The sequence below is a fragment of the Streptomyces sp. H27-D2 genome (assembly GCF_035828615.1).
Classification (GTDB): Bacteria; Actinomycetota; Actinomycetes; order Streptomycetales; family Streptomycetaceae; genus Streptomyces.
On the sequence record NZ_JAYMZR010000078.1, the window covers coordinates 15,653 to 35,524 of the forward strand.

Below are 19,872 nucleotides of genomic sequence, written 5' to 3' on the forward strand. Positions count from 1 at the left end.
GCGAATGACGGCGCAGGCTGCGCGCCGGGCCCGCTCCGGGGCTGCTCCGGGGCTGCTCCGGGGCGGCTCCGGGGCGGCTCCGGGGCTGCTTCAGGGCTGCTTCAGGACGCGGCTACTTCTTCAGGAAGGACTTCCAGTCCGGGGACTGCGCCGGGTCCAGGCCCCTCAGCCGCTCCAGGACCTTGGGGTCCTGCGCGTCCATCCAGTCCGCGAGCTGGCGGAACGACACGCAGCGCACCCCGTCCCGGCGGCACACGCCCTTCACCACGTCCTCGACGGCCCGCATGTAGATGCCGCCGTTCCAGTCCTCGAAGTGATTGCCGATGAACAGCGGCGCCCGGCTGCCGTTGTAGACCCGTTCGAAGCCGTTGAGGTAGCCGTCGCGGGTCTCCTTCTCCCAGGTCGCATGCTTGGACGGGTCGCCCTCGGTGCTGTCGCCGGACTGGTTGTAGAGGAAGTTGAAGTCCATGGAGAGCACCTGCACCTCCTTGTCCGGGTACGGCAGCATCTGGAGCGGGAAGTTCCAGATGCCCTCCGTCCTGGACGGCCAGATCTGGAAGTCACCGGGCGAGCTCGCGTCGTAGCGCCAGTCGAAGGACTTGGACGCCTCGATGAGGTTCCGCTGTCCCTCAAGACAGGGTGCGCGCCCGCCCACGAACTCCTTGTCGACGTCGAAGGGCAGCGGAGGGATGTCCTTGAAGCCGGTGTTGGTCTTCCAGTTCCGCACGAAGGAGTAGGACTGCTCGATCTCGCTCTTCCACTCCTCGGTGCTCCAGTCGCCGCCGCCCTTGGCACCGCAGAAGTGGCCGTTGAAGTGGGAGCCGATCTCGTTGCCGTCCAGCCACGCGAGGCGCAGCTGTTCCAGCGTCGTTCTGATGTGCGCGTCGGTCGCGAAGGAGATCGCCGCCGAGCCGGGCTTGTGCTGGGGCGGGCGGTACAGCGTCTGCTTCGACTTCGGCAGCAGGTACATGCTGGTGAGGAAGAACGTCATCTGCGCGTTGTTCTCCTTCGCCACCTGGCGGAAGTGGGAGAACAGCCCGTCGTCGCCCTGCAGCGCGCCGTCCCAGGAGAAGACGACGAACTGCGGCGGCTTCTCGCCGGGCTTGAGCTTCTTCGCCTTGGGCTGCTTCGGCTGCGGGCCGGTGGAGGACGTGGACCCGTCGCCGAGCACCTTCACCTTCCCGTCCCACTTCGGCTGCCCCTTGTCCTTGGCGGTGTCGCTGGCGCTGCCCTGCGCGCCGCCGCTCCGGCGGCCGGCCGGCCCGGCGTCCCCAGGGTCCGTGGCGGAGCCGTCGGCCGGTGTGGCCGTCTTGCCGCCCGCCGAGGTGTCGTCGCAGCCGGTCGCCACCGACAGCGCCAGCGCGACGGAACCGCATATCGCTATCAGCGCGGATCGGCGTGTGGTCCTGACCATCGACTTCGTTCCCCCCAGGCACAGACCGAGACGTACGGCCTTGAACTATCACCATCAGATCATCACATCTGAGGGCCCGGTGTCCGACCGCTCGGCGACGCCGCGGGGCGAGGCCGATCCACAAGGTGCGGTTCGCCCTTTTGGACGTAGAATGATCGATCATCGTTCAGATGACCCGTGCGGAGTGCTTGACGATCACGATCATCGGCTTCTACATTCTGTTTAACGGAAAAATATTTCCACATAGCGAAACATGCCGGGTGGGACGGGCATCACCCGTCCCACCCGGCCCTTCCGGCAGGAGGCGCGCGGCGACGGGCTGCCGTCCTACCCGCACCCCCGGAGGCTGCCGGAATTCTGGGAGTTCCCCACCGTCTCCATGGGTCTGGGCCCGCTCGGCGCGATCTACCAGGCGCGCTTCAACCGCTATCTGACCGCCCGCGCCATCAAGGACACCTCCGCCTCGCACGTCTGGGCGTTCCTCGGCGACGGCGAGATGGACGAGCTGGAGGCGACCGCCGCCCTGGCGCTGGCCGGGCGCGAGAAGCTGGACAACCTCACCTTCGTCATCAACTGCAACCTGCAACGCCTGGACGGCCCCGTCCGCGGCAACGGCAAGATCGTCCAAGAACTGGAGCGGCAGTTCCGGGCGGCGGGCTGGAATGTCGTCAAATCGCTCTGGGGATCGGCCTGGGACCGGCTGCTCGCCCTCGACACCGACGGCGCGCTCGTACGCCGCCTCGGCGAGGTGCCCGACGGCCAGTTCCAGACCTACGCCGCCTCCAGCCCCTCATACATCCGCGAGCACTTCCTCGGCGCGGACCCGGCGCTGCGCTCGATCGGCGCGCGGCTGACGGACGCGGAGCTCTCCGAGATCGTCGGCACCTCGCGGGCCGGCCATGAACCGCGCAAGGTGTACGCCGCCTACCGCGCCGCCGTCGACCACAAGGGCGCGCCGACCGTCGTCCTGGTGCAGACGGTGAAGGGCTGGACGCTGGGCCCCGGCTTCGAGTCGCGCAACGCCAACCACCAGATGAAGAAGCTCTCGGGCAAGGAGTTCCGCGCGATGCGCGACCTGCTCGAACTCCCCATCCCGGACAGCGTCCTCAACGACGAGCTGGTCCCGTACGCACACCCCGGCAAGGACTCCCCCGAGGCCCACTACCTGGCCGCCCGCAGGCACGCGCTCGGCGGCCCCGTACCGCAGCGCCGGGTGCGCTTCACCCCGCTGCCCGAGCTGCCGGCCAAGCCCTTCGAGGCGATGCGCAAGGGGTCGGGAAGCCAGCGGACCGCCACCACGATGGCGTTCGTCCGGCTCATCAAGGACCTGATGCGGGACGAGGAGACCGGCAAACGCTGGGTGCCCATCGTCCCGGACGAGGCCCGCACCTTCGGCATGGAGTCGCTCTTCCCGAGCGCCGGGATCTACTCCCCGCTCGGCCAGACCTACGACCCGGTCGACCGCGACCAACTGCTCTACTACAAGGAGGCGACCGACGGACAGATCCTCAACGAGGGGATCACCGAGGCCGGTTCGATGGCCTCGCTGACGGCCGCCGCCACCGCCTACGCCACGCACGGCGAGGCAATGATCCCCTTCTACATCTTCTACTCGATGTTCGGCTGGCAGCGCACCGCCGACCAGATGTGGGCGCTCGCCGACCAGCTCGGCCGCGGCTTCCTGATCGGCGCCACGGCCGGCCGCACCACGATGACCGGCGAGGGCCTCCAGCACGCCGACGGCCACTCCCACCTGATCGCCTCCACCAACCCGGCGGCGATCTCCTACGACCCGGCGTTCGCGTACGAGGTCTCCGTCATCGTCCGGGACGGGCTGCGCCGGATGTACGGCGCGTCCGAGCGATTCCCCACCGGCGAGAGCGTCTTCTACTACCTGACGGTCTACAACGAGACCCACACCCAGCCCGCCATGCCCGCGGTGGAAGGCGTCGAGGAGGGCATCCTCAAGGGCCTCTACCGCTTCCGCACCGCCGCCGAGGCAGCCTCGGAAGCGGCAGCTGACGGGCCGGCGGGCGCGACTGCCGAAGCCATGGCGGACGCGCCGCGCGGTGCCCGACCAGATCGCGCCCTGGGTCGAGCAGGACTGGGCGTCCCTGGGCACCGACGGGTTCGGCCTCTCCGAAAGCCGCGAAGGCGCCCGCCGTCACTTCGGGGTCGACGCGGAGTCGGTCGTGGTCGCGGCGCTGGCCGCGCTGGCCCGGCGCGGCGACGTCAAGCCCGAGCTGGTCCGGCGGGCTGCCGTCCGCTACGGCTTGGAGTCCTGACCGGAACACCGGAAGCACCGGAGGCCTCGCCCGGCCGCCGGCGCGACGCGCTCCCGCGCACTTCCAGGTGGTCCAGGAGGTGCCGGGTCGCGTCGGCGACCGCGTCGACGGCCTGGTCGAAGGCGAGCCGGTTGTGCGCGGCCGGGGCCCGGAAGCCGGAGACCTTGCGGACGTACTGCAGGGCCGCCGCCCGGATGTCCTCGTCACCGACGTCGTCCGTGACCGGCGGGCGCAGCGTCTTGATGTTGCGGCACATGCCTCCAGTGTGCCTCCGCGGCCCTCGGTGCGCACGCCTCTCGAATCACCGCGAACCCCGCGAACGAACACTCGCGGTCATGGCTGACGGACACTGAGGAGGCCGCCCCGGCGTACAGCCGGGGCGGCCTCCTCAGTGTCCGTCAGCCCGGCGCCGTTGGGCTAGTGCCCGCCGTGAACGGCTCCCTTTTCCAGGGATCCGCCGAGACTCGTACGCAGCGTCCGCAGGGATTTCTCCTTCCGCGCCGTAACGACCCAGCGCTTTCCCACGAGATACGTGCCGCCGTACATCTGGGCCTCGGTCAGCCAGGCGTGCTGGCCCTTTTCCGCGGCGAAGGTGACCATCCGGTACTCGCCTCGCCGGTTTTTGCAGGCGCCTTGCCGGAGTTCCTGCGATCCTGCGGTGATATCCGGTGTGCAGCCGATGGCATCGGCGATCTCCTCTATCGACGCGGTACCGGTCGCCGGTTTTCCGGAGTGCGTGCCGCCCGTATGTCCGGCGTGTTCCCCGCTTTCCGAGTGCCGGACGGAATTCCGGGCATTCCGGGGGCTTTCCGACGGTGCGTTCCCGGCGCAGCCGCTCAGCACCAGGGTGCAGAGCAAGGCGATGGCCGGGAGCCGCCGGGGGCCGGGCGCGTTGAGTGCCATGGGTCAGCCCGTGGCCCCTGCGCCGACCTTCTTGCCGTCGGGGCTGACCGCGAACCACAGTCCCTGCTTGCCCTGGCCGTTGGTGTCACCGGGCTTCTCGTCGCCGGTGAACCAGTAGACGGGCCAGCAGTCGATGGCGAGCTGCTGGGTGCCGTCGGGGCGCTTGAGCGTGGTGATCAGCTTGTCGGCCACGCCGCTGACCTTGGTCTTGTCGAGGACGGGCTTGGCGGGCTTCCAGGTGTCGAGGCAGGCGCCGACGCAGCCGAACTTCATCGGCCAGGCGCTGTCCTTGTTGAAGCGGTAGAGCGTCCGGGCCTTTCCGTCCACCAGGATCTTGCCGAGCTTGGCGTCGTCGGTGGTCGAGAGCTCGTCCGCGGGCTTCTCGGGCTGCTGCTCGGGTGCTTCCGCGGCTGCCTGGCCCGCCTTCTTGCCGTCGGGTGCGAGCGCGTTCCAGGTGCCGCCGATCCCGTGGCCCTTGGTGTCGCCGACCTTGGTGTCCAGCGAGTAGCGGTAGACGGGCCAGCCCCCGAGGGTCAGCTGCCGGGTGCCGTCCTTGCGCGCCACCGCTCCGAGCAGCGCCGCCTTTATCCCGGCGGTGGCCGTGGCGTCGTCCGCGGGCACCGGCGGCCAGGTCTTGGCGCAGCCGCCCACGCAGGCGGACTTGGACGGTCCGGCGCTGTCCTCGTCGAAGCGGTAGAGCGTGACGCCCTTGCTGTCGGTGACGATGGGGCCCAGTTCGGGCGCTTCGCGCACCGCCAGCTCCTTCGCCGCCGCGCCCGGCTTGCCCGCGGGCTTCTTCGCGTCGTCGGCGTTGCCGCCGGCCGAGCCGTAGCCGCCGGAGCCGTAATCCGATCCGGCCTGCTCGCTGTCGGCCGCGGGCTGCACCTTGTCGCCGCCGTCGGCGGAGTTCCCGTCGGTGCCGCAACCTCCGGCGAGCAGAATGGCCGCGATCGTCGCGCCGGCGAATGCCACTTGACGTTGCTTCCTCATGACGGGCTCCTTCGTGTCCTTCGTGTTCGATCCGGCTGCTTGTCGCCGTTGCGTACTGGATACGGGAAGACCGTCGGCAGGTGCTCAACGGACCCAGAATTTGTCACATCACGCCAAGACTCAAAGTTTTTTGAAGGTGCCTTCTTCAACAACAGCGATGTGACCGGCAATTACTTGCTCATTGCGGCCGGGTACCGAAGCGGCGGGATATTCCGCACATCACTCCTGTATGCGCAGCGCGAGCGCGGGGCAGCGGCGCACCGCGCGCAGCGCCTGCGGGCGCAGGTTCGACGGCAGCGGCATCGTGGCCTGAGCCGGGTAGCCGTCCACGTCGAGCCGGATGACGCCGGGGATGATGTCGGCGCAGAGCCCGTGCCCCTGGCACAGCGTCCAGTTCACGACCAGTTGCTCGGCCGGCTCGGTCGGCGGAGCGCCTTCGTCCATCGGCAGCGGCAGCGCCCCGAGGACGGGTCTGCCGCAGCCGCTGCCGAGCGCGTGGTCCGAGAAGTCGTCCGGGAACGCGGCGAGCGCTGAGGCGACGAAGTGCGAGGTGCCGTCGGGGTGGCTGCACGCGCCGCGGCCCCTGACCGCCCGGATCCGCGCGTGCACGGCGTCGAGCGCGGCCCGTCCGCCGCCCTGGCACGCGTGCGCCAGCGCGTCGGCGAGCGCGGGCAGGCCCAGCACGCACGGTCCGCACTGCCCCGCCGACTCCGCCGCCATCCAGCGCGCCACCCGCAGCGTCTCGCCGACCGGGCAGGTGCCCTCGGGCAGCGGCAGCACCGCCCCCGCCCCCAGCACCGCGTCGAACTCGGCGAGCGAGCCGCGGGAGATCAGTGCGGACTGCGCGGTGTCCGGACCCAGCCAGCGGCCGTGGTAGCCGCCGACCAGCACCCCCTGGCCGGCGCCGATGCCGCACACCTCCAGAACGTACGGCAGGGGTATCCCGGTCGGCGTCTCCACGACCCAGGCTCCGGCGACGGTCAGCAGGACGGTGCCGGGCTCGTTGGGCAGCCCCACCTCGCGGTACGCGAGGGCGCCCAGCCGTGCGGCGAGGCCGAGTTGGGCGTAGGTCTCGGCGTTGGACAGCAGGGTGGGCAGGCCCTTGAGGCCGCTCTCGCTGGAGCGCACCTTACGGCCGGCCGGGAGGGCGGGGCCGTTGTTGAGTCCGCTGGTGAGGGCGGTGCCCTCGCCGGTGACGAAGCGCTCCGGCAGCCGGTTCACCCGCATCGGGACGCCGGCCGGGCCGCGTTCGGCCACCGCGGCGCGCACCGATTCCTCGACGTCCTCCCGGGTCACCCCGATCACGATCTCCTCGGAGCCGAGCGCCGCCGCGGTCAGTGCGGCGCCGTCGAGCACCATGTGCGGCACGAGCAGCAGCAGGGTGGTGTCCTTGAGGCAACTGGGTTCGCCCTCGCTGCCGTTGACCACCACGGCCGATCTGCCGTCCTTGCGGCCGGCCGACTCGATGACGGCCCGGAGCTTGCGGGCGAACGGGAAGCCCGCTCCGCCGCGGCCGCGCAGGTCGGTGTTCTCCGCGAGCGCCACCACCTCCTCCTGCCGGAGTTCGGGCAGCGAGCCGTGCTGGGTCAGATGCGCGACGCGGTCCAGCCGCCCCACCCGGTCCAGGCCCGCCAGCAGCCGGGGCGGGCCGATGGTGGCGAGAGCGGGCGGCGCGCCGGTCAACGACCCCACCCGCGCGCGTTGCCGCGCTCGGCGGCGGTGGGCCGGGGAGGCGTGGTGGGCCTGGGCGGTACATCGGACCGGGTCTCCACGGCCCGCCTCGACGCCATCCGTTTCGCCAGCACGGCCGCGACCGCGATCAGGCTCACCGCGTACGCGGTGGTGACCCAGGAGCTGGCGGCCCGCCCGCTGTTCAGGCCGTGCACCAGCGACGCGCCCCACGCGGGGTACGCGCACATGTGCAGCGCCCGCCACCAGTGCGAGCGGCCGTTGGAGGCGAAGGCGCTGCGCACCGCTCCGGTCACCGCCACGGCCAGAAAGAGGTAGCCGGCCAGCGTCCCGAGCCCGATCAGCAGCGGGCGGCGGTCGTCGGCGAAGGGCAGCACCGCGGCGGCGCCGCTCGCCTGCTGCTCGGCGACCTTGACCCAGATGTGCAGGGCGAGGAAGCCGAACCCGCAGACCGCGGCGCCGCGGTGCACTCCTTGGGCGATCAGCCGGTGGCCGGAGCGCAGCAGCACCCGGTCGGTGGCGATCAGGCCCCACAGCACGGTGGCGGTGAACGAGACCAACGACAGGACGCCCGCGCCGAAGTCGAGGAATTCCCAGGTCCGGCTGAAGACGCCGGCGGGGCCCGCGACGAGCAGCGAGGCCACGGCCGCCGCGCCGAGGGCGGTGAGCGTCCGGTTCCGGCCGCCGGCGCCGGGCATCAGCGGTGAACGGCGTACAGCCCGCCGGCCCCCGGTCGGGGTGGGCGGGTTGGCATGTCGGCGCCGGCCGCGTGGCCGGTGCGAGCGGGGCATCTGAATCTGGGAGAGGGGCATCGGAGCCTTCCGAGCGCGCGGATGCCGGGCACTCCACATCGTCCTCGGCACCCAAATGGGTTGGTGTCGGCTGAGGAGGGGGTCGGCGGGCGGCCTTCGCTTCCTCTCGCTGTCCCGGTTCAGTCAGAACTCCGGACCGCGGGACCGGGCGGAGCAACCCGGACCTGGTTCTCAAAACGCTCGTACCGCTGATATCCGGTGATGACCATCTACACGTTCTCCGCTTCTGCGACGAGGTGGATACCCTCTGCTCCGTGCCGTCCGATCCTGGTCGGCTCAGTGTGTGCAAAACCGGAACAGTACGGCCGGAAGGGGAATCCACCGGGCGAAATACACCGACGTTCCATGATTGCCGGACCAGCTCCGGCGCCGAAGTGGAGGGATCGCCGCCAAGTCCGCTGCCGTTAGCCGGGGTTCAGCAGCATCGCCGGGCTCCGCAAGACCTTCACAAGGTTTATCGCGTTGTGACAAATTGTTGCGCGCGCGTCGTCCCCACGCCGCGCAGTTACGGAAGATGCCCACCCAAGAGGGTGCGGGAGGACCCTCAACTTCCATGTCGGCACGGGAAACCGGCAAGGGAGATAACCTCCGCGGACTTGTCCCTTCCCTCATCGGACAGGTCTTACCCTGGCAAGAACGAGGTAGAGATGTGCGAACTCCTGAACCTCATCTGGTCACGCCCTCGGGGCGAGTGGACCGGCGTTCTGCGCAATGAACTCCCATCGCTGGCCGACGAAGTGGTCAAGGCACTTCGGCAGGGAATTCCGGACTTTGCAACACTTTTGGACGGCTCTCACCGCGAAGAGGCCAAATGGGGAGTCGAACAGGCTCTGTTGACGGCTCTCGGCTACCAAACGCCGACGGAGAGTACGGAATTCGGCGACCGACCGGCCGACGCCGCCTCCCCGGCCGCCGTGAGCGCGCGGCCGGTCGCCTTGTCGCCACCACGCGCCGCACCGTCGCTCGACCGGGCACGCCGCGACCTCTTCGAGGCCCTCACCGGCGAGTTGGACGTGTCCGAGATCGCCCTCGCCGACCTGGCGCGGGCCGCCGAGTGGGACCTCCCCGAGACCGTGCTGGCCGTGGCGCTGGCCGTACCCGGTGAAGCGCCGCGGCTGGCAGCGGCGTTAGGCGAGACCCCGGCCGGCATGATCGGTGACGAGCTGACGCTGCTCATCCCCGAGCCGGGCCCCGACACCCGCGCCGCACTGGAGATCACGCTGCGCGGCAGGGCCGCCGCGGTGGGGCACACCGTGCCGATCACCGACACCGCGTCCTCGCTGCGCTGGGCACGCCGGCTGCTCAGCCTGACGCCGGCCCGCGGCGGGCCGGACGCCCGGGTCGTCTTCGTCGACGACCACCTCTCCACGCTGCTGCTGCTCCAGGACGAGTCGCTGGCCAGAGCGTTGGCCGAACGCTGCCTCCAGCCACTGGAGGGGCTGACGCCGCGACAGAGCGAACGGCTCGAAGTGACCTTGCTCGCCTGGCTCGAAGGGGGTGGCGCGCCGGAGGCCGCGAAGGCGCTCAAAGTGCACCCCCAGACGGTGCGATACCGTCTGCGGCAGATTGAGAAGCTCTTCGGTCCCGGCCTGCGGGACCCGCGTACCCGCTTCGACCTGGAACTGGCACTGCGCAGCCGCCGTCTGCTCGCGCAAATACGCCGCCAGCGTTCGCGGGTGGCGCGTAGAGCTCGGGCCGTCACGGTAGCGGGCCCGCCCCTGGGGATCGCCCGAGAGGCTCGCGTCAACGGTCTGTGACCCGGTGCGACGCACCGCGAACGGTCCCGCGCACCGACGACGGCGGCCCCGAAGATGACTTCGGGGCCGCCGCTCGGTGCGAGTGTGTAACTCGGGGGACAGGACTGCCGGTCGGAGTCCGGGGAAGGCCCTCAGATCCCGGTGAGGGAACTGAGGGAACTGAGGGCAGTATCCGAGGGGTTGATCAACCGCAGTCCTCACCGGAGTTGATGCACCCGACGGCCTCGTTCATCAGGTCGTCCGACATCACGTTGATGAAGTCGCCGTGGTCGGTCACCGGCTTGTGCAGCTGCTCGGGGAAGCTGTCCACCGCGAACAGATCACCCGCGGGGATGTCATAGGTGATCTTCTGCGTCAGCTGCGGGATGGCCTTGAAGCCGTTGCCGCAGCTGCCGTCCTGCTGAGCGAACGCCACATGGGTGCGGTGGTTGGCGCTGTCGATGTTCTGCCCGTCCCAGCAGCTCTGGAACTTCAGCGAACGCACCACCTTGCTGCCCTCGGGACAGATCGGGTACTTGTCCGTCAGCTGGCGGTCCTCGAATCCGGTGCAGCTCCAGGACGCGTTGGCGTTGGCGTCGCCGTTGGTGAACGCCTTGGCGTCGCCGGTGATGATCCGCAGGAAGCGCGGCATCCCGGTGACCTCGCCGGCCTGGCTGCCGCTCAGCGTGATCTCCGCGTCAGCGGGCTGGAGGATCTTGCCCACATTGCCGTCCTGGCCGCCGCCGGGCGCGTTCACGTCCTTCTCGTCGCCGTTGTCACGCAGCCGGACCACCGGCCAGTAGTGCGTGGACTGATCGCCGTTGGTGCACGTGGTGTCGGCTGCGGCGAGGCTCTCGTCGGTCGAGAAGGCGTCGGTGGACTCGTTGCCCACGTAGTCGTGCATGTGGTGGGCTCCGTTGCTCACCCCCGGAGCGACGATCACGTTGTCGGGGTTGAAGTGGCCGTTCTCGTTGACGCCGCACTCCGAGGTGAAGGTGCCCGTGGAGGCGTCGCCGCCCTCGTCGGGCGCATCGACGTTCGGCTGGACGGAGGTGATGTCCACGAAGTCGTCCTGGACCGGGCCGTTGCCCTGACCGCCCTGGCCGTCCCCCTGGCCCTGCTGATCGCCCTGACCGTCCTGGCCCTGCTGATCGCCCTGGCTGTCCTGTCCGCCCTGGACGTTCTGATCGCCCTGGCCGTCCTGGCCCTGCTGATCGCCTTGGCCGCCGCCGTCCTTGACTTGGACGCCGCTGCCGTCCGGCTTGTACTTGCAGCCGCTCATCCTGCCCAGCGCGGCGGGGCTCCCGGACTGCTGGGCGATCGCGTCGGAGATCCGGCGGATGGTCGCGCCGCGGTGCTCCTTGAGACCGCTGAGAATCTTGGTTCTCCCGGTACCGCCCGAGGTCAGCTTCTTGTACGCCTCGGCGACTTGAGCGTCCAGCTGCGCGAGATTGCGGTCCACCACGGGGCGGGACCGTTTGGGCACGTCGCGCAGCCGGTCTCCCACATCGGGACAGTCGATGGTGCTCGACACCGTCTGCGGCGCGCCGGTGTCCTGCTTGGAGCCGCCGGCGGACGCGTTGGCCGCGACGACTGCGACTCCACCGCCACCCAGCACCAGCGCGGCTGCCGCCGCGACGGTCCTGTTCACCGAACGCGGTCGCTTTCGGTTGGATAGCCTCATGAGATCACTTCACTTTTTCGTTCCGAAGTCCGGACGGGCGTCGGCCGGGTGACAGGGAGCCGCTCGGAAGGCGGCCCCGCAGCGGCCAGTGAGTCGAAGTCGACGAGCCCGGTGTCCTCAAGGACCGTGATGTGGTCAAGGACGACTGTGTTGGTTCGCGTGGCCAGGGACCGGACCATGGAGTTTTGGCTCTGCGCCCGCACCTGCGCCACCAGCCCGAAGACCTTCCCGTGCGCCCGGCGCAGCAGATTGGCGAACAGCCGCTCAAAGGCCACGCCTCGGGCCGGCTCCATCTGGTCCAGCCAGCCCTGCTGTTGGTCGGTGGGCTTGTCGGCCAGCTCGATGCCGAGGGACTGCGCCACCTGGATGGAGCGCTTGTCCAGCTCGGTGTGGCCCATCACGAGGTGCTCCCCCGCGGTCTTGACCGCCTCCCGGCCGCCGCGCTGCTGGGCCATCCGGCCGGCGGGCAGCTCCCACAGCCCGGCCAGCCGGACCTTGCGTACGAAGTCCCGGTCGAGCGGTGTCAGCGGTCCGTACTGCGTGCTCACGGTCCCGCCGCCGTCGTCCTCGCCCACCTGCGCCCCGGCCGCCGCGGAGTTCCCGCCGAACAACTGCACGGGGATCAACAACGCCGCCAGCGTCACCGCGAGCGCGCCGATGACGAGTGCCGTGCCCAGCGTGTAACCGGATGCCGCGGATCTGCGGATGACGGATCGCACAAGGTCCTCCCTGCCGTTCAGTGATGCCTCCGGGAATTGCCACCGGACGTTACTGGCTGCCGGGGCGGGGGCACCGGCTGCTCGTCACGCCTGGACAAAGACCTGGGCACGGACGCGGACTGCTGCTACATTGCCGCGCTCCCGCCACCCGCCCGGGGTATCTCTCCGGTTGCGCCGACCGGGTGGAACCGGCGGCTCCGGGTGGATACTGTCGCCATGAGCACCGTGGCCGACTGGGGCGGCACCAGCCGCTTCTCGGACCTGAACGGCCCGGTGCACTGGGCCGACTTCGGCGGACCGCGGGGCGCGCCGCAGCTGGTGCTGGTGCACGGGCTCGGCGGCTCGCACCTCAACTGGTGCCTGCTCGCACCCCGGTTGGCCGAGCGAATGCGGGTGGTGGCCGTCGACCTCGCAGGGTTCGGCCTGACCCATCCGCGGGGCCGCTCCACCACGGTCGCGGCGAACACCGCGCTGCTGGACCGTTTTCTGCGCGAGGTGGTCGGTGGGCCGGCGGTGCTCGTGGGCAATTCGATGGGCGGGATGATCTCGATCCTGCAGGCGTCCGCCCACCCGGACACGGCGACCGGGCTGGTGCTGGTGGACCCCGCGCTGCCGCTGGTCCTGGGCGTGCCGGACCCGCTGGTGGCCTCCTCGTTCTTCCTCTACGGGCTGCCCGGACTCGGCGAGCTGTTCCTGTCCCGGATGCGGGTCGGCAGCACGCCCCGGCAGCAGGTGGACCGGCTGCTCGCGCTGGTGTGCGCCGACCCCTCGGTGGTGCCCGAGGAGCTGATCCTGGCCTCGATGAGCCTGCTCGAACAGCGCGCCGAGATCCCCGGTCTGGACACCGCCTTCCTCACCGCCGCCCGTTCGCTGGTCCTGGTGAACGCCCGCCGGACCGCCTATCGGACCATGATGAGCGGGCTGCGGATACCGGTGTTCCTGATGAGCGGCGAACAGGACCGGCTGGTGCCGGTGCGGTCCGCGCGGGAGGCCGCCGCGCGCAATCCCGGCTGGCGCTTCGAGACGTTCCCCGGGGTCGGCCATGTGCCGCAACTGGAGATCCCGGACACGGTGGCGGCGCGCATCCTGGACTGGCTGGACGCCCCGGCCGGCAAGAACGCCCGCTGAGCGCTGTACGGCCCGCAGGGGAGCGGCGAGGTCGCGGGGAGGACGGCTGGGCCTCGGAGCGCCGGAGTCCACGTATGGAGGCCGGCAGAGCCCGTACGGCCCCCTCCCCGCGGGCCGTCGGCCGGGAAGCACCGCGGCGGCGGCCGTACTGCCCTACTACGGTGTGAGTTCCACCAGTTCGTCGAATCCGGCCCGTATCCCGTTCGCCAGCACGTCGATGTCCGGCACCCCGTCGAAGTCGGCGTTGATGCCGAAGGTGATCCGGTCGAGGTAGGAGAAGATGCCGACGCTGATCCGCATCGTGCTCGCGATGGGAACGTACGGATACATCTCCGCCATCCGCCGGCCCAGCAGATACAGCGGAACGCGCGGGCCGGGCACATTGGTGGTGACCGTCTGCAGGAACTGCTGCGGGAAGCGCAGCGCGGTGCGCGAGCCCAGCGCCAGCAGGGTCGGCGCCGCGAAGTTGGCCATGCCGGTGATGGCGTCGGCGCCGGCCGCCTGACGGCTGTTCTTGAGGTCGTCCATCTGCTCCCGGACGGCGGCGACCCGCTTCAACGGGTCGGGCTCGCTGACCGGCAGGTTCAACAGCACCGCGCTGACCCGGTTGTTCAGCTGCTTGCGCTCGCCGCGCGAGCGCACCGAGACCGGCACCATGGTGCGGACGACCTGACCCTCGGTCAGTTCACCGCGGCTCTCCAGCAGATCCCGGAAGCCGCGGGTGATCGCGGTCAGGATGATGTCGTTGACGGTCCCGCCGGTCACCTTGCGCACCTGTTTGATCTCCGCGAGGTCCGCCTTCGCCCACATCCAGCGCCGGTGCGGACCCGGGCGGCCGTTGAGCGATCCCGCCGCGCGGGTGCTGAGCCTGCGGGCGGTGCCCGGCAGGCTGCTCAGCAGCGCACGGCTGATGTCCAGCACCTCCGAGCCGCTGCGCAGCCGCTTGGCCAGCGCCGGTATCGCGGCGAGATGCTTGACGGGCGTCATCACCACGTCGCGGACGCCGTCGGCGACCAGGTCCAGCGCGGACGGGCTCGGCTCCGGCGTCCACGGCTGCGGTTCGGGCAGTTCGGCGTCCTCGCGCCAGTCCAGCAGCGCTTGCATCAGGTCATTGCCGGCGATGCCGTCGATCATGCAGTGGTGGACCTTCGATATGAGCGCCCAGCGCCCGCCTTCGAGGCCCTCCACCAGCCAGATCTCCCACAGCGGTTTGGACAGGTCCAGCCGCTGGGCAAACAACCGGCCCGCCAGGTTGCGCAGTTGGTCGTCACCGCCGGGTGAGGGCACCGCGGTGTGCCGCACGTGGTAGAGGATCTGGAAGTGGTCGTCGTCCACCCACACCGGCCGGCCCAGGTGCAGCGGCAGGCTCATCACCCGCTGCCGGTACCGGGGCACCGCGGCCAGCTTGGAGACGAACAGCCTGATCACGTCCCCGTAGGACGGCGCGGGCCCTTCGAACACCAGGACCGAGCCCACGTGCATCGGCACGTTCTCGTCCTCAACGAAGTAGAATCCTGCGTCTATCGCGCTCATCCGGTCCACACGACGAACCGTATGGCGGCCCCGGGGCGCAGTCCAGAGCGCCTCGGCGCGCGGGGCGCGGGCGGCGACCGGCGCTCCGGCCCGCTCACTCCAGCAGTTTGGCCCGCCAGAACCGGTGGATGATCTCCCGGAACCCGGTGTGCGAGGGGTGACGGCCCACATGCACGAAGGCCCAGGTGCGGGCCGTCTCGAAGTCCTCGGCGGCCTCGGACGACTCCCCGCAGGTGGTGCACTCCATCTCGAAGACGATCGCCGGTGCCTCCGGCGCCGTCTCGGGGCTCATCAGCCAGTCCGCGTGGCGGACGATCGAACGCACACTCATACGCCCCACCTGCACACGATGTCGCTGCCGACCGTTTTTCCCCGCGCTGTGTTCACGATCTCTGCGGTCCTCTCGGACGGGTGGCCTGGTCTCTGCCTTCCGGAGCCACTATCCTCGCCAACCAGCCGCCGCTGCAAGTACATCTGCAAGTACACCCGTAAGGACGGATGTACTTGCACCGGCGTTCGACAGACCTCGGTTTCACCGTGGAGCCGAGTGCGGTTGCGAGGGAGAGAGTGAGCGGTGCGAAAGTTCGACAATGGCGTAGCAGCAACCCAACTCCAAGGCGTCACCTGGCAGAAGAGCCGTCACAGCAACCCCAGTGGGAACTGCGTGGAACTCGCCGGACTCCCGGGCGGGGACATCGCGGTCCGCAACTCCCGTGACCCGGGCGGCCCGGCTCTGATCTACACCCGAGCGGAGATCGCGGCGTTCCTCGACGGCGCGAAGGACGGCGAGTTCGACGGCATCGTCGGCGGCTGAATCCCCAACAGGAACGGCCCCGGGCAACCGCTCGCGACTGTACGAGGCGGACGCCCCGGTGCGACACTGGGCGTTCACCCCATCACCCAGCGGGAGCTGAGCATGACCGCCGCTCCGTCGAATCGCGAGCCGTCCATACAGCGCTACCTCGAACACCCTCGGGGCGGCCCCACCGTGCTGCGGATCGTGCTGGGCACCCAGCTCCGCCGGCTCCGTGAGGCGAACGGCATCACACGCGAGGCGGCGGGCGACGCGATCCGCGGTTCCCACGCCAAGATCAGCCGCTTGGAGCTGGGACGGACCGGCTACAAGGAACGGGACGTGGCCGATCTCCTGAGCCTGTACGGGGTGCTCGACGAGGGCGAGCGTACGGGCTTCCTCGCGCTCGCCCGGCAGGCGAGCACCCCGGGCTGGTGGCACCGCTACGGTGACATCCTGCCCAGCTGGTTCGAGACGCACATCGGGCTCGAAGAGGCCGCGTCCGTCATCCGCACCTACGAGAACCAGTTCGTGCCCGGCCTGTTGCAGACCCCGGAATACGCCCGCGGCGTCACCCGGCTCGGCCACCCGCGCGCCTCCCCCGAGGAGATCGAGCGCCGGGTCGACCTGCGGATCGCCCGGCAGTGCCTGCTGACCATGCCGGACGCGCCCCGGCTGTGGGCGGTGCTGGACGAGGCCGCGCTGCGGCGCTCGCTCGGCAGCGCCGAGGTGATGCGCGAGCAACTCCAGCGGCTGCTGGAGATCGCCCGGCTGCCCAATGTCACCTTGCAGGTCGCGCCGTTCAGCTGTGGCGGCCACGCGGCGGCCGGCGGTCCGATCAGCATCCTGCGCTTCCTGGAGCCGGACCTGCCCGACATCGTCTATCTGGAGCAGCTGACCAGCGCGCTCTACCTGGACAAGCGGGACGACGTCGACAACTACCTGTCCGTCATGGACCGTCTCTGCGCCGAGGCCGAGCCCCCGGCCGCCACCGTCAAGTTCCTCGAAGAGCTGCGCGACGGACTCGACGCGTAGCCGGCCTCGGACGCGGCGGGCCGTACAGCCGCGGCGAGCCGTACGGCGTCAGGGCCTGCGGGCGACACCGCCGAACTCGATCCATTCAGCGGTGAGTTGCCGGGGACCGATGTCGGAGTCCGGACGCCAGGTGGACACCTCGACCAGGCCAGGCTCCAGGAGCTCCAGCCCTTCGAAGTGCTGCTCCAGATCCCGCTCCCGCCGCACCCGGCCCCAGTGCCCCTGGGTGGCGGTGTGCATGAAGTCGGACACGTAGTCGCGGGTCGTCTTGTCCTCGCTGACCAGCTGGCAGACCACGATGAAGCTGCCGGGGGACAGCCGGTCCAGCACCCGCTTGATCAGCGCGGGCGGGTCGTCGGAATCGGGGATGCAGTGCAGGACGGAGACGAACAGCGCGGCGACGGGCTGCTCGAAGTCGATCAGCCTGCGCACCTCGGGGTGGTCGAAGATCCCCTCGGTGTCCCTCATGTCCGCCTGGATGACGGCGGTGTTCTCGTTCTCCTCCAGCAGTGCCCGCCCGTGCGCCAGCACGATCGGGTCATTGTCTATGTAGACCACCCGCGAGGACGGGTCCACCTGCTGGGCGACCTGGTGGACGTTGTCCTGCGTCGGCAGGCCCGATCCATGGTCCAGGAACTGCCGCACGCCGTAGTCCGCCGCGAGGCTGCGCACCACCCGTTGCAGGAATCGGCGGTTGTTCAGCGCCAGCGCCTGCGTGCTCGGGACGACCTTCAGCAGCTCGTCGGAGGCTTCACGGTCGACGGCGTAATTGTCCTTGCCGCCCAGGTAATAGTCGTACATCCGGGCCACGCTCGGGACGTTGACATCGACGCCGCCGGACTGCGGCTCACTACCCTGGCCCATTAGACCCCTCACAGACCTTGCCGGAGCCCAGCTCGTGCTGCGCCGCCTCCCGCCCATCGTAGGGGAACCAGCGCTGCACGTCAGGCCCTCAAGTAACTTGGAGCCGACGGGTGTTGCCGCTTCAACGAGCTCCGGCGGAAGCGGGTCCGCCCCGGCCGAGGAGCCCTTTCTTAGAAGCTTCTTACACCTGACCGTTATCAACATCCCATGCACATCACGCCCGCAGCACCCAGCCGCACCAGCGGCTCACGCACCTTGCACGCCCTCGTCATCGCGACCGCGCTGGCGGCCACCGCCTCCTGCACGACGGCCGCCGCGGGACCCGTACACCCCGGCGACACCCGGCGTGCGCACGTCCAGGGCTCCCGCGTCGACATCCCCGTCGAAGGCGGCACCGCCCGCATCGACACGACCTCGCTGCGGGTGACCGCCGACACCGCGGACGGCGACACCCTCCAGCTCTCCGCCCCCGCCGCCACGCGACACGGCCGACCCGGCCGCGTCACCGCCACTGCCCGCGGCGCGCGGTGGAGCTACCCGGACAGCGGACTGACCGTCACCGCCGCGGCCGACCACGGCCGGCTCCGGGTCGGCGTGCGCGCCCGGGCCGACACGACCCTCGACTGGCCGGTCACCGGCACCGACCCGGCCGTGTCCGCCGTCCAGTTCCCGCGCGGCGAGGGCCTGTCCGTCCCCGTCGCCGACACCTGGTGGAACTCGCCCGAGGCCCAACTCGCGGACAGCGAGGTCGCCATGGACTCCGGGCTGACCATGCCGCTGTGGGGCCACACCATCGGCGATCACGGCGTCAGCTACCTCACCCCCACCGACATCGGCACCGCTCTGCGCTTCACTTCGCACGACGGCCGGCTGCGCAGCACCGCCACCCACCGTTTCTCCGGCGGCGAGGAGACCAGCGACTACACCGTCACCTTCGCGCTGACCGACGGCTCCCCCGTCGCGCCCGCCGTCGACTACCGCGACTGGCTTTCCGAGCACGGCGAACTGGGCAGCCTGCGGCGCAAGTTCAAGGAGAACCCCGCCGCGAAGAAGCTCCTCGGCGCGTTCCACGCCTACACCTGGGGCGACGGGCGCAAGGAGGCGGGCATCGAGCGGCTGCGCCGCCTCGGGGTGTCCCGCATGTGGCTCGGCTACGACGCCGACGACCAGCCGATGGACGCCGCGGCCGTGAGCGCCGCCAAGAAGGCCGGCTACCTCGTCGGGCCCTACGACTCGTTCGCGAACGGCCAGGACCCGAAGACCTCCGACGCGCCCACCTCCTCGTGGCCCGCCCCCGTCCATCCCGACTTCTGCGTCCGGGGCGCGGACGGCAAGCCCGCCGCCGGCTTCCACGACCGGGGCTGCTACCTCAGCTCGCAGGCGTTCGAACAGGCCGAGCCCGAGCGGCACTACCTCGCCGACCGCGCCGACGCGATGACGGCCAACGGCGCCGACAGCTACTTCCTCGACGTGGACGCCGCCGGTGAACTGTTCCGGGACCACAGCGCCGCGCACCCGATGACCAGGGCGCGGGACCGCGCCAACCGGCTCGCCCGGATGAAGCGGCTGTCCGCCGACCGCAAGCTCGTCCTCGGCTCCGAGAGCGCCGGGGCCTGGGCGAACGGCGTACTGGCCTTCAACCACGGCTCGGGCACCCCGGTGGCCGACGGACTGTGGCCGCTCGAACGCGACAAGGATGCCTGGGGCGGCTACGCCCCGGCGAAGGCCCCGGCCATCTTCTTCAAACCGGCCCGGCTCACCGACGCCGTGGCCAAGGCCATGTACGACCCGGCCTACCGCGTACCCCTGTACGAGACCGCGCTGCACGGCTCGGTGGTCAACGTCGAGCGCTGGGAGCTGCCCTACGACAAGCTGCCCGAACAGAAGACCACCCGTGCGCTGCTGGCGATGCTGTACAACACCCCGCTCAACTTCGTGCTCGACGGGCCTTCGCTGCGCCAACGGGGCGGTGAACTCGCGGCCCTGCAGAAGTACTTCGCGCCCCTCCACAAGGCAGCGGGCAGCGAGCGGATGACCTCTTTCCGCCGGCTGAGCGCCGACCACCGCGTGCAGCGCACGGTCTTCGGCGACGGCACTCTCACCGTGACCGCCAACTTCGGCACGGCTGAGCACGCGGGGCTGCCCGGCGGGTGCGTGGACGCGAAGCTGCGGGGCGACCACAACGCGCGGCGGCTCTGCCCGAGCACGGTCGCCGGCTGACGGCGAGGGGCGGGCTGAGGTCGGGGCCGGGGCCGGGCAGCGCTCACCGCCTCGGCCCGCGCTACGG

At 70.4% G+C, this 19,872-nt stretch carries 16 protein-coding genes and 1 pseudogene; 6 read left to right on the forward strand and 11 right to left on the reverse strand.

All coding sequences use genetic code 11. The annotated features are described in order from the left end of the window. Positions 1-112 precede the first annotated feature (112 nt). On the reverse strand, positions 113-1,414 hold the full coding sequence (locus QMK28_RS25525) for a hypothetical protein (protein WP_326441934.1): 1,302 nt from the start codon (positions 1,412-1,414) through the stop codon (positions 113-115). 292 nt (positions 1,415-1,706) lie between these two features. Between QMK28_RS25525 and QMK28_RS25530 the strand changes: the two are divergent. Beyond that, positions 1,707-3,699, forward strand: a pseudogene (locus QMK28_RS25530) (pyruvate dehydrogenase (acetyl-transferring), homodimeric type); the annotation flags it as partial. Here QMK28_RS25530 and QMK28_RS25535 read toward each other — a convergent pair. From QMK28_RS25535 to QMK28_RS25555, 5 genes are all read right to left on the reverse strand, one after another. Beyond that, a complete protein-coding gene (locus QMK28_RS25535; RefSeq protein WP_326441935.1) occupies positions 3,647-3,955 on the reverse strand; it encodes a DUF2277 domain-containing protein in 309 nt (102 codons plus the stop codon). The pseudogene QMK28_RS25530 and the gene QMK28_RS25535 overlap by 53 nt on opposite strands. Positions 3,956-4,116: 161 nt before the next feature. Next, positions 4,117-4,602, reverse strand: coding sequence for a hypothetical protein (locus QMK28_RS25540; RefSeq protein WP_326441936.1), 486 nt, complete (start codon positions 4,600-4,602; stop codon positions 4,117-4,119). A 3-nt stretch (positions 4,603-4,605) separates the two neighbouring features. Next, positions 4,606-5,592 carry an SCO0930 family lipoprotein gene (locus QMK28_RS25545; RefSeq protein WP_326441937.1) on the reverse strand — a complete coding sequence of 329 codons (987 nt, stop codon included), beginning with the start codon at positions 5,590-5,592 and terminating at the stop codon, positions 4,606-4,608. 219 nt (positions 5,593-5,811) lie between these two features. Next, the gene (locus QMK28_RS25550) at positions 5,812-7,284 is read right to left on the reverse strand and encodes an NADH-ubiquinone oxidoreductase-F iron-sulfur binding region domain-containing protein (RefSeq protein WP_326441938.1); all 1,473 of its coding nucleotides are present in this window, start codon (positions 7,282-7,284) and stop codon (positions 5,812-5,814) included. Beyond that, on the reverse strand, positions 7,272-7,979 hold the full coding sequence (locus tag QMK28_RS25555; RefSeq protein ID WP_326441939.1) for a hypothetical protein: 708 nt from the start codon (positions 7,977-7,979) through the stop codon (positions 7,272-7,274). The genes QMK28_RS25550 and QMK28_RS25555 overlap by 13 nt, the downstream gene beginning before the upstream one ends. Before the next feature lie 761 nt (positions 7,980-8,740). On the opposite strand from QMK28_RS25555, the gene QMK28_RS25560 reads away from it, so the two are divergent. Beyond that, positions 8,741-9,850, forward strand: a complete 1,110-nt coding sequence (locus QMK28_RS25560) for a PucR family transcriptional regulator (RefSeq protein WP_326441940.1) — start codon at positions 8,741-8,743, stop codon at positions 9,848-9,850. A 184-nt stretch (positions 9,851-10,034) separates the two neighbouring features. Here QMK28_RS25560 and QMK28_RS25565 read toward each other — a convergent pair whose 3' ends face one another. Both QMK28_RS25565 and QMK28_RS25570 read right to left on the reverse strand, forming a co-directional pair. Beyond that, positions 10,035-11,513, reverse strand: coding sequence for a DUF1996 domain-containing protein (locus tag QMK28_RS25565; RefSeq protein ID WP_326441941.1), 1,479 nt, complete (start codon positions 11,511-11,513; stop codon positions 10,035-10,037). Next, on the reverse strand, positions 11,510-12,232 hold the full coding sequence (locus QMK28_RS25570; RefSeq protein WP_326441942.1) for a DUF4142 domain-containing protein: 723 nt from the start codon (positions 12,230-12,232) through the stop codon (positions 11,510-11,512). The genes QMK28_RS25565 and QMK28_RS25570 overlap by 4 nt, the downstream gene beginning before the upstream one ends. Before the next feature lie 216 nt (positions 12,233-12,448). Between QMK28_RS25570 and QMK28_RS25575 the strand changes: the two genes are divergently transcribed. Beyond that, on the forward strand, positions 12,449-13,360 hold the full coding sequence (locus tag QMK28_RS25575) for an alpha/beta fold hydrolase (RefSeq protein ID WP_326441943.1): 912 nt from the start codon (positions 12,449-12,451) through the stop codon (positions 13,358-13,360). Positions 13,361-13,516: 156 nt separating this feature from the next. Here the strand turns inward: QMK28_RS25575 and QMK28_RS25580 are convergent, their stop codons facing one another. Continuing rightward, on the reverse strand, positions 13,517-14,893 hold the full coding sequence (locus QMK28_RS25580) for a WS/DGAT/MGAT family O-acyltransferase (protein ID WP_326441952.1): 1,377 nt from the start codon (positions 14,891-14,893) through the stop codon (positions 13,517-13,519). A gap of 94 nt (positions 14,894-14,987) precedes the next feature. Continuing rightward, positions 14,988-15,224, reverse strand: coding sequence for a DUF7848 domain-containing protein (locus tag QMK28_RS25585; protein WP_326441944.1), 237 nt, complete (start codon positions 15,222-15,224; stop codon positions 14,988-14,990). 243 nt (positions 15,225-15,467) lie between these two features. On the opposite strand from QMK28_RS25585, the gene QMK28_RS25590 reads away from it, so the two are divergent. Together QMK28_RS25590 and QMK28_RS25595 are read left to right on the forward strand one after the other, a co-directional pair. Further along, positions 15,468-15,707 (forward strand): DUF397 domain-containing protein, encoded by a 240-nt coding sequence (locus QMK28_RS25590; RefSeq protein ID WP_326441945.1) that lies wholly within the window; start codon positions 15,468-15,470, stop codon positions 15,705-15,707. Between the two features lie 102 nt (positions 15,708-15,809). Then, the gene (locus QMK28_RS25595) at positions 15,810-16,721 is read left to right on the forward strand and encodes a helix-turn-helix domain-containing protein (protein WP_326441946.1); all 912 of its coding nucleotides are present in this window, start codon (positions 15,810-15,812) and stop codon (positions 16,719-16,721) included. A 48-nt stretch (positions 16,722-16,769) separates the two neighbouring features. Here QMK28_RS25595 and QMK28_RS25600 read toward each other — a convergent pair whose 3' ends face one another. Then, positions 16,770-17,585 carry an SAM-dependent methyltransferase gene (locus QMK28_RS25600; protein WP_326441947.1) on the reverse strand — a complete coding sequence of 272 codons (816 nt, stop codon included), beginning with the start codon at positions 17,583-17,585 and terminating at the stop codon, positions 16,770-16,772. Positions 17,586-17,792: 207 nt separating this feature from the next. Here QMK28_RS25600 and QMK28_RS25605 point away from each other — a divergent pair, with 207 nt between their 5' ends. Then, a complete protein-coding gene (locus tag QMK28_RS25605; protein WP_326441948.1) occupies positions 17,793-19,805 on the forward strand; it encodes a glycoside hydrolase in 2,013 nt (670 codons plus the stop codon). Positions 19,806-19,872 lie beyond the last annotated feature (67 nt).

Coding starts and splice junctions, on each gene's coding strand:
- QMK28_RS25525 (WP_326441934.1), bottom strand. CDS start 1,414: ATGGTCAGGACCACACGCCGATCCGCGCTGATAGCGATATGCGGTTCC.
- QMK28_RS25535 (WP_326441935.1), bottom strand. CDS start 3,955: ATGTGCCGCAACATCAAGACGCTGCGCCCGCCGGTCACGGACGACGTC.
- QMK28_RS25540 (WP_326441936.1), bottom strand. CDS start 4,602: ATGGCACTCAACGCGCCCGGCCCCCGGCGGCTCCCGGCCATCGCCTTG.
- QMK28_RS25545 (WP_326441937.1), bottom strand. CDS start 5,592: ATGAGGAAGCAACGTCAAGTGGCATTCGCCGGCGCGACGATCGCGGCC.
- QMK28_RS25555 (WP_326441939.1), bottom strand. CDS start 7,979: ATGCCCGGCGCCGGCGGCCGGAACCGGACGCTCACCGCCCTCGGCGCG.
- QMK28_RS25560 (WP_326441940.1), top strand. CDS start 8,741: ATGTGCGAACTCCTGAACCTCATCTGGTCACGCCCTCGGGGCGAGTGG.
- QMK28_RS25565 (WP_326441941.1), bottom strand. CDS start 11,513: ATGAGGCTATCCAACCGAAAGCGACCGCGTTCGGTGAACAGGACCGTC.
- QMK28_RS25575 (WP_326441943.1), top strand. CDS start 12,449: ATGAGCACCGTGGCCGACTGGGGCGGCACCAGCCGCTTCTCGGACCTG.
- QMK28_RS25580 (WP_326441952.1), bottom strand. CDS start 14,893: ATGAGCGCGATAGACGCAGGATTCTACTTCGTTGAGGACGAGAACGTG.
- QMK28_RS25585 (WP_326441944.1), bottom strand. CDS start 15,224: ATGAGTGTGCGTTCGATCGTCCGCCACGCGGACTGGCTGATGAGCCCC.
- QMK28_RS25595 (WP_326441946.1), top strand. CDS start 15,810: ATGACCGCCGCTCCGTCGAATCGCGAGCCGTCCATACAGCGCTACCTC.
- QMK28_RS25600 (WP_326441947.1), bottom strand. CDS start 17,585: ATGGGCCAGGGTAGTGAGCCGCAGTCCGGCGGCGTCGATGTCAACGTC.
- QMK28_RS25605 (WP_326441948.1), top strand. CDS start 17,793: ATGCACATCACGCCCGCAGCACCCAGCCGCACCAGCGGCTCACGCACC.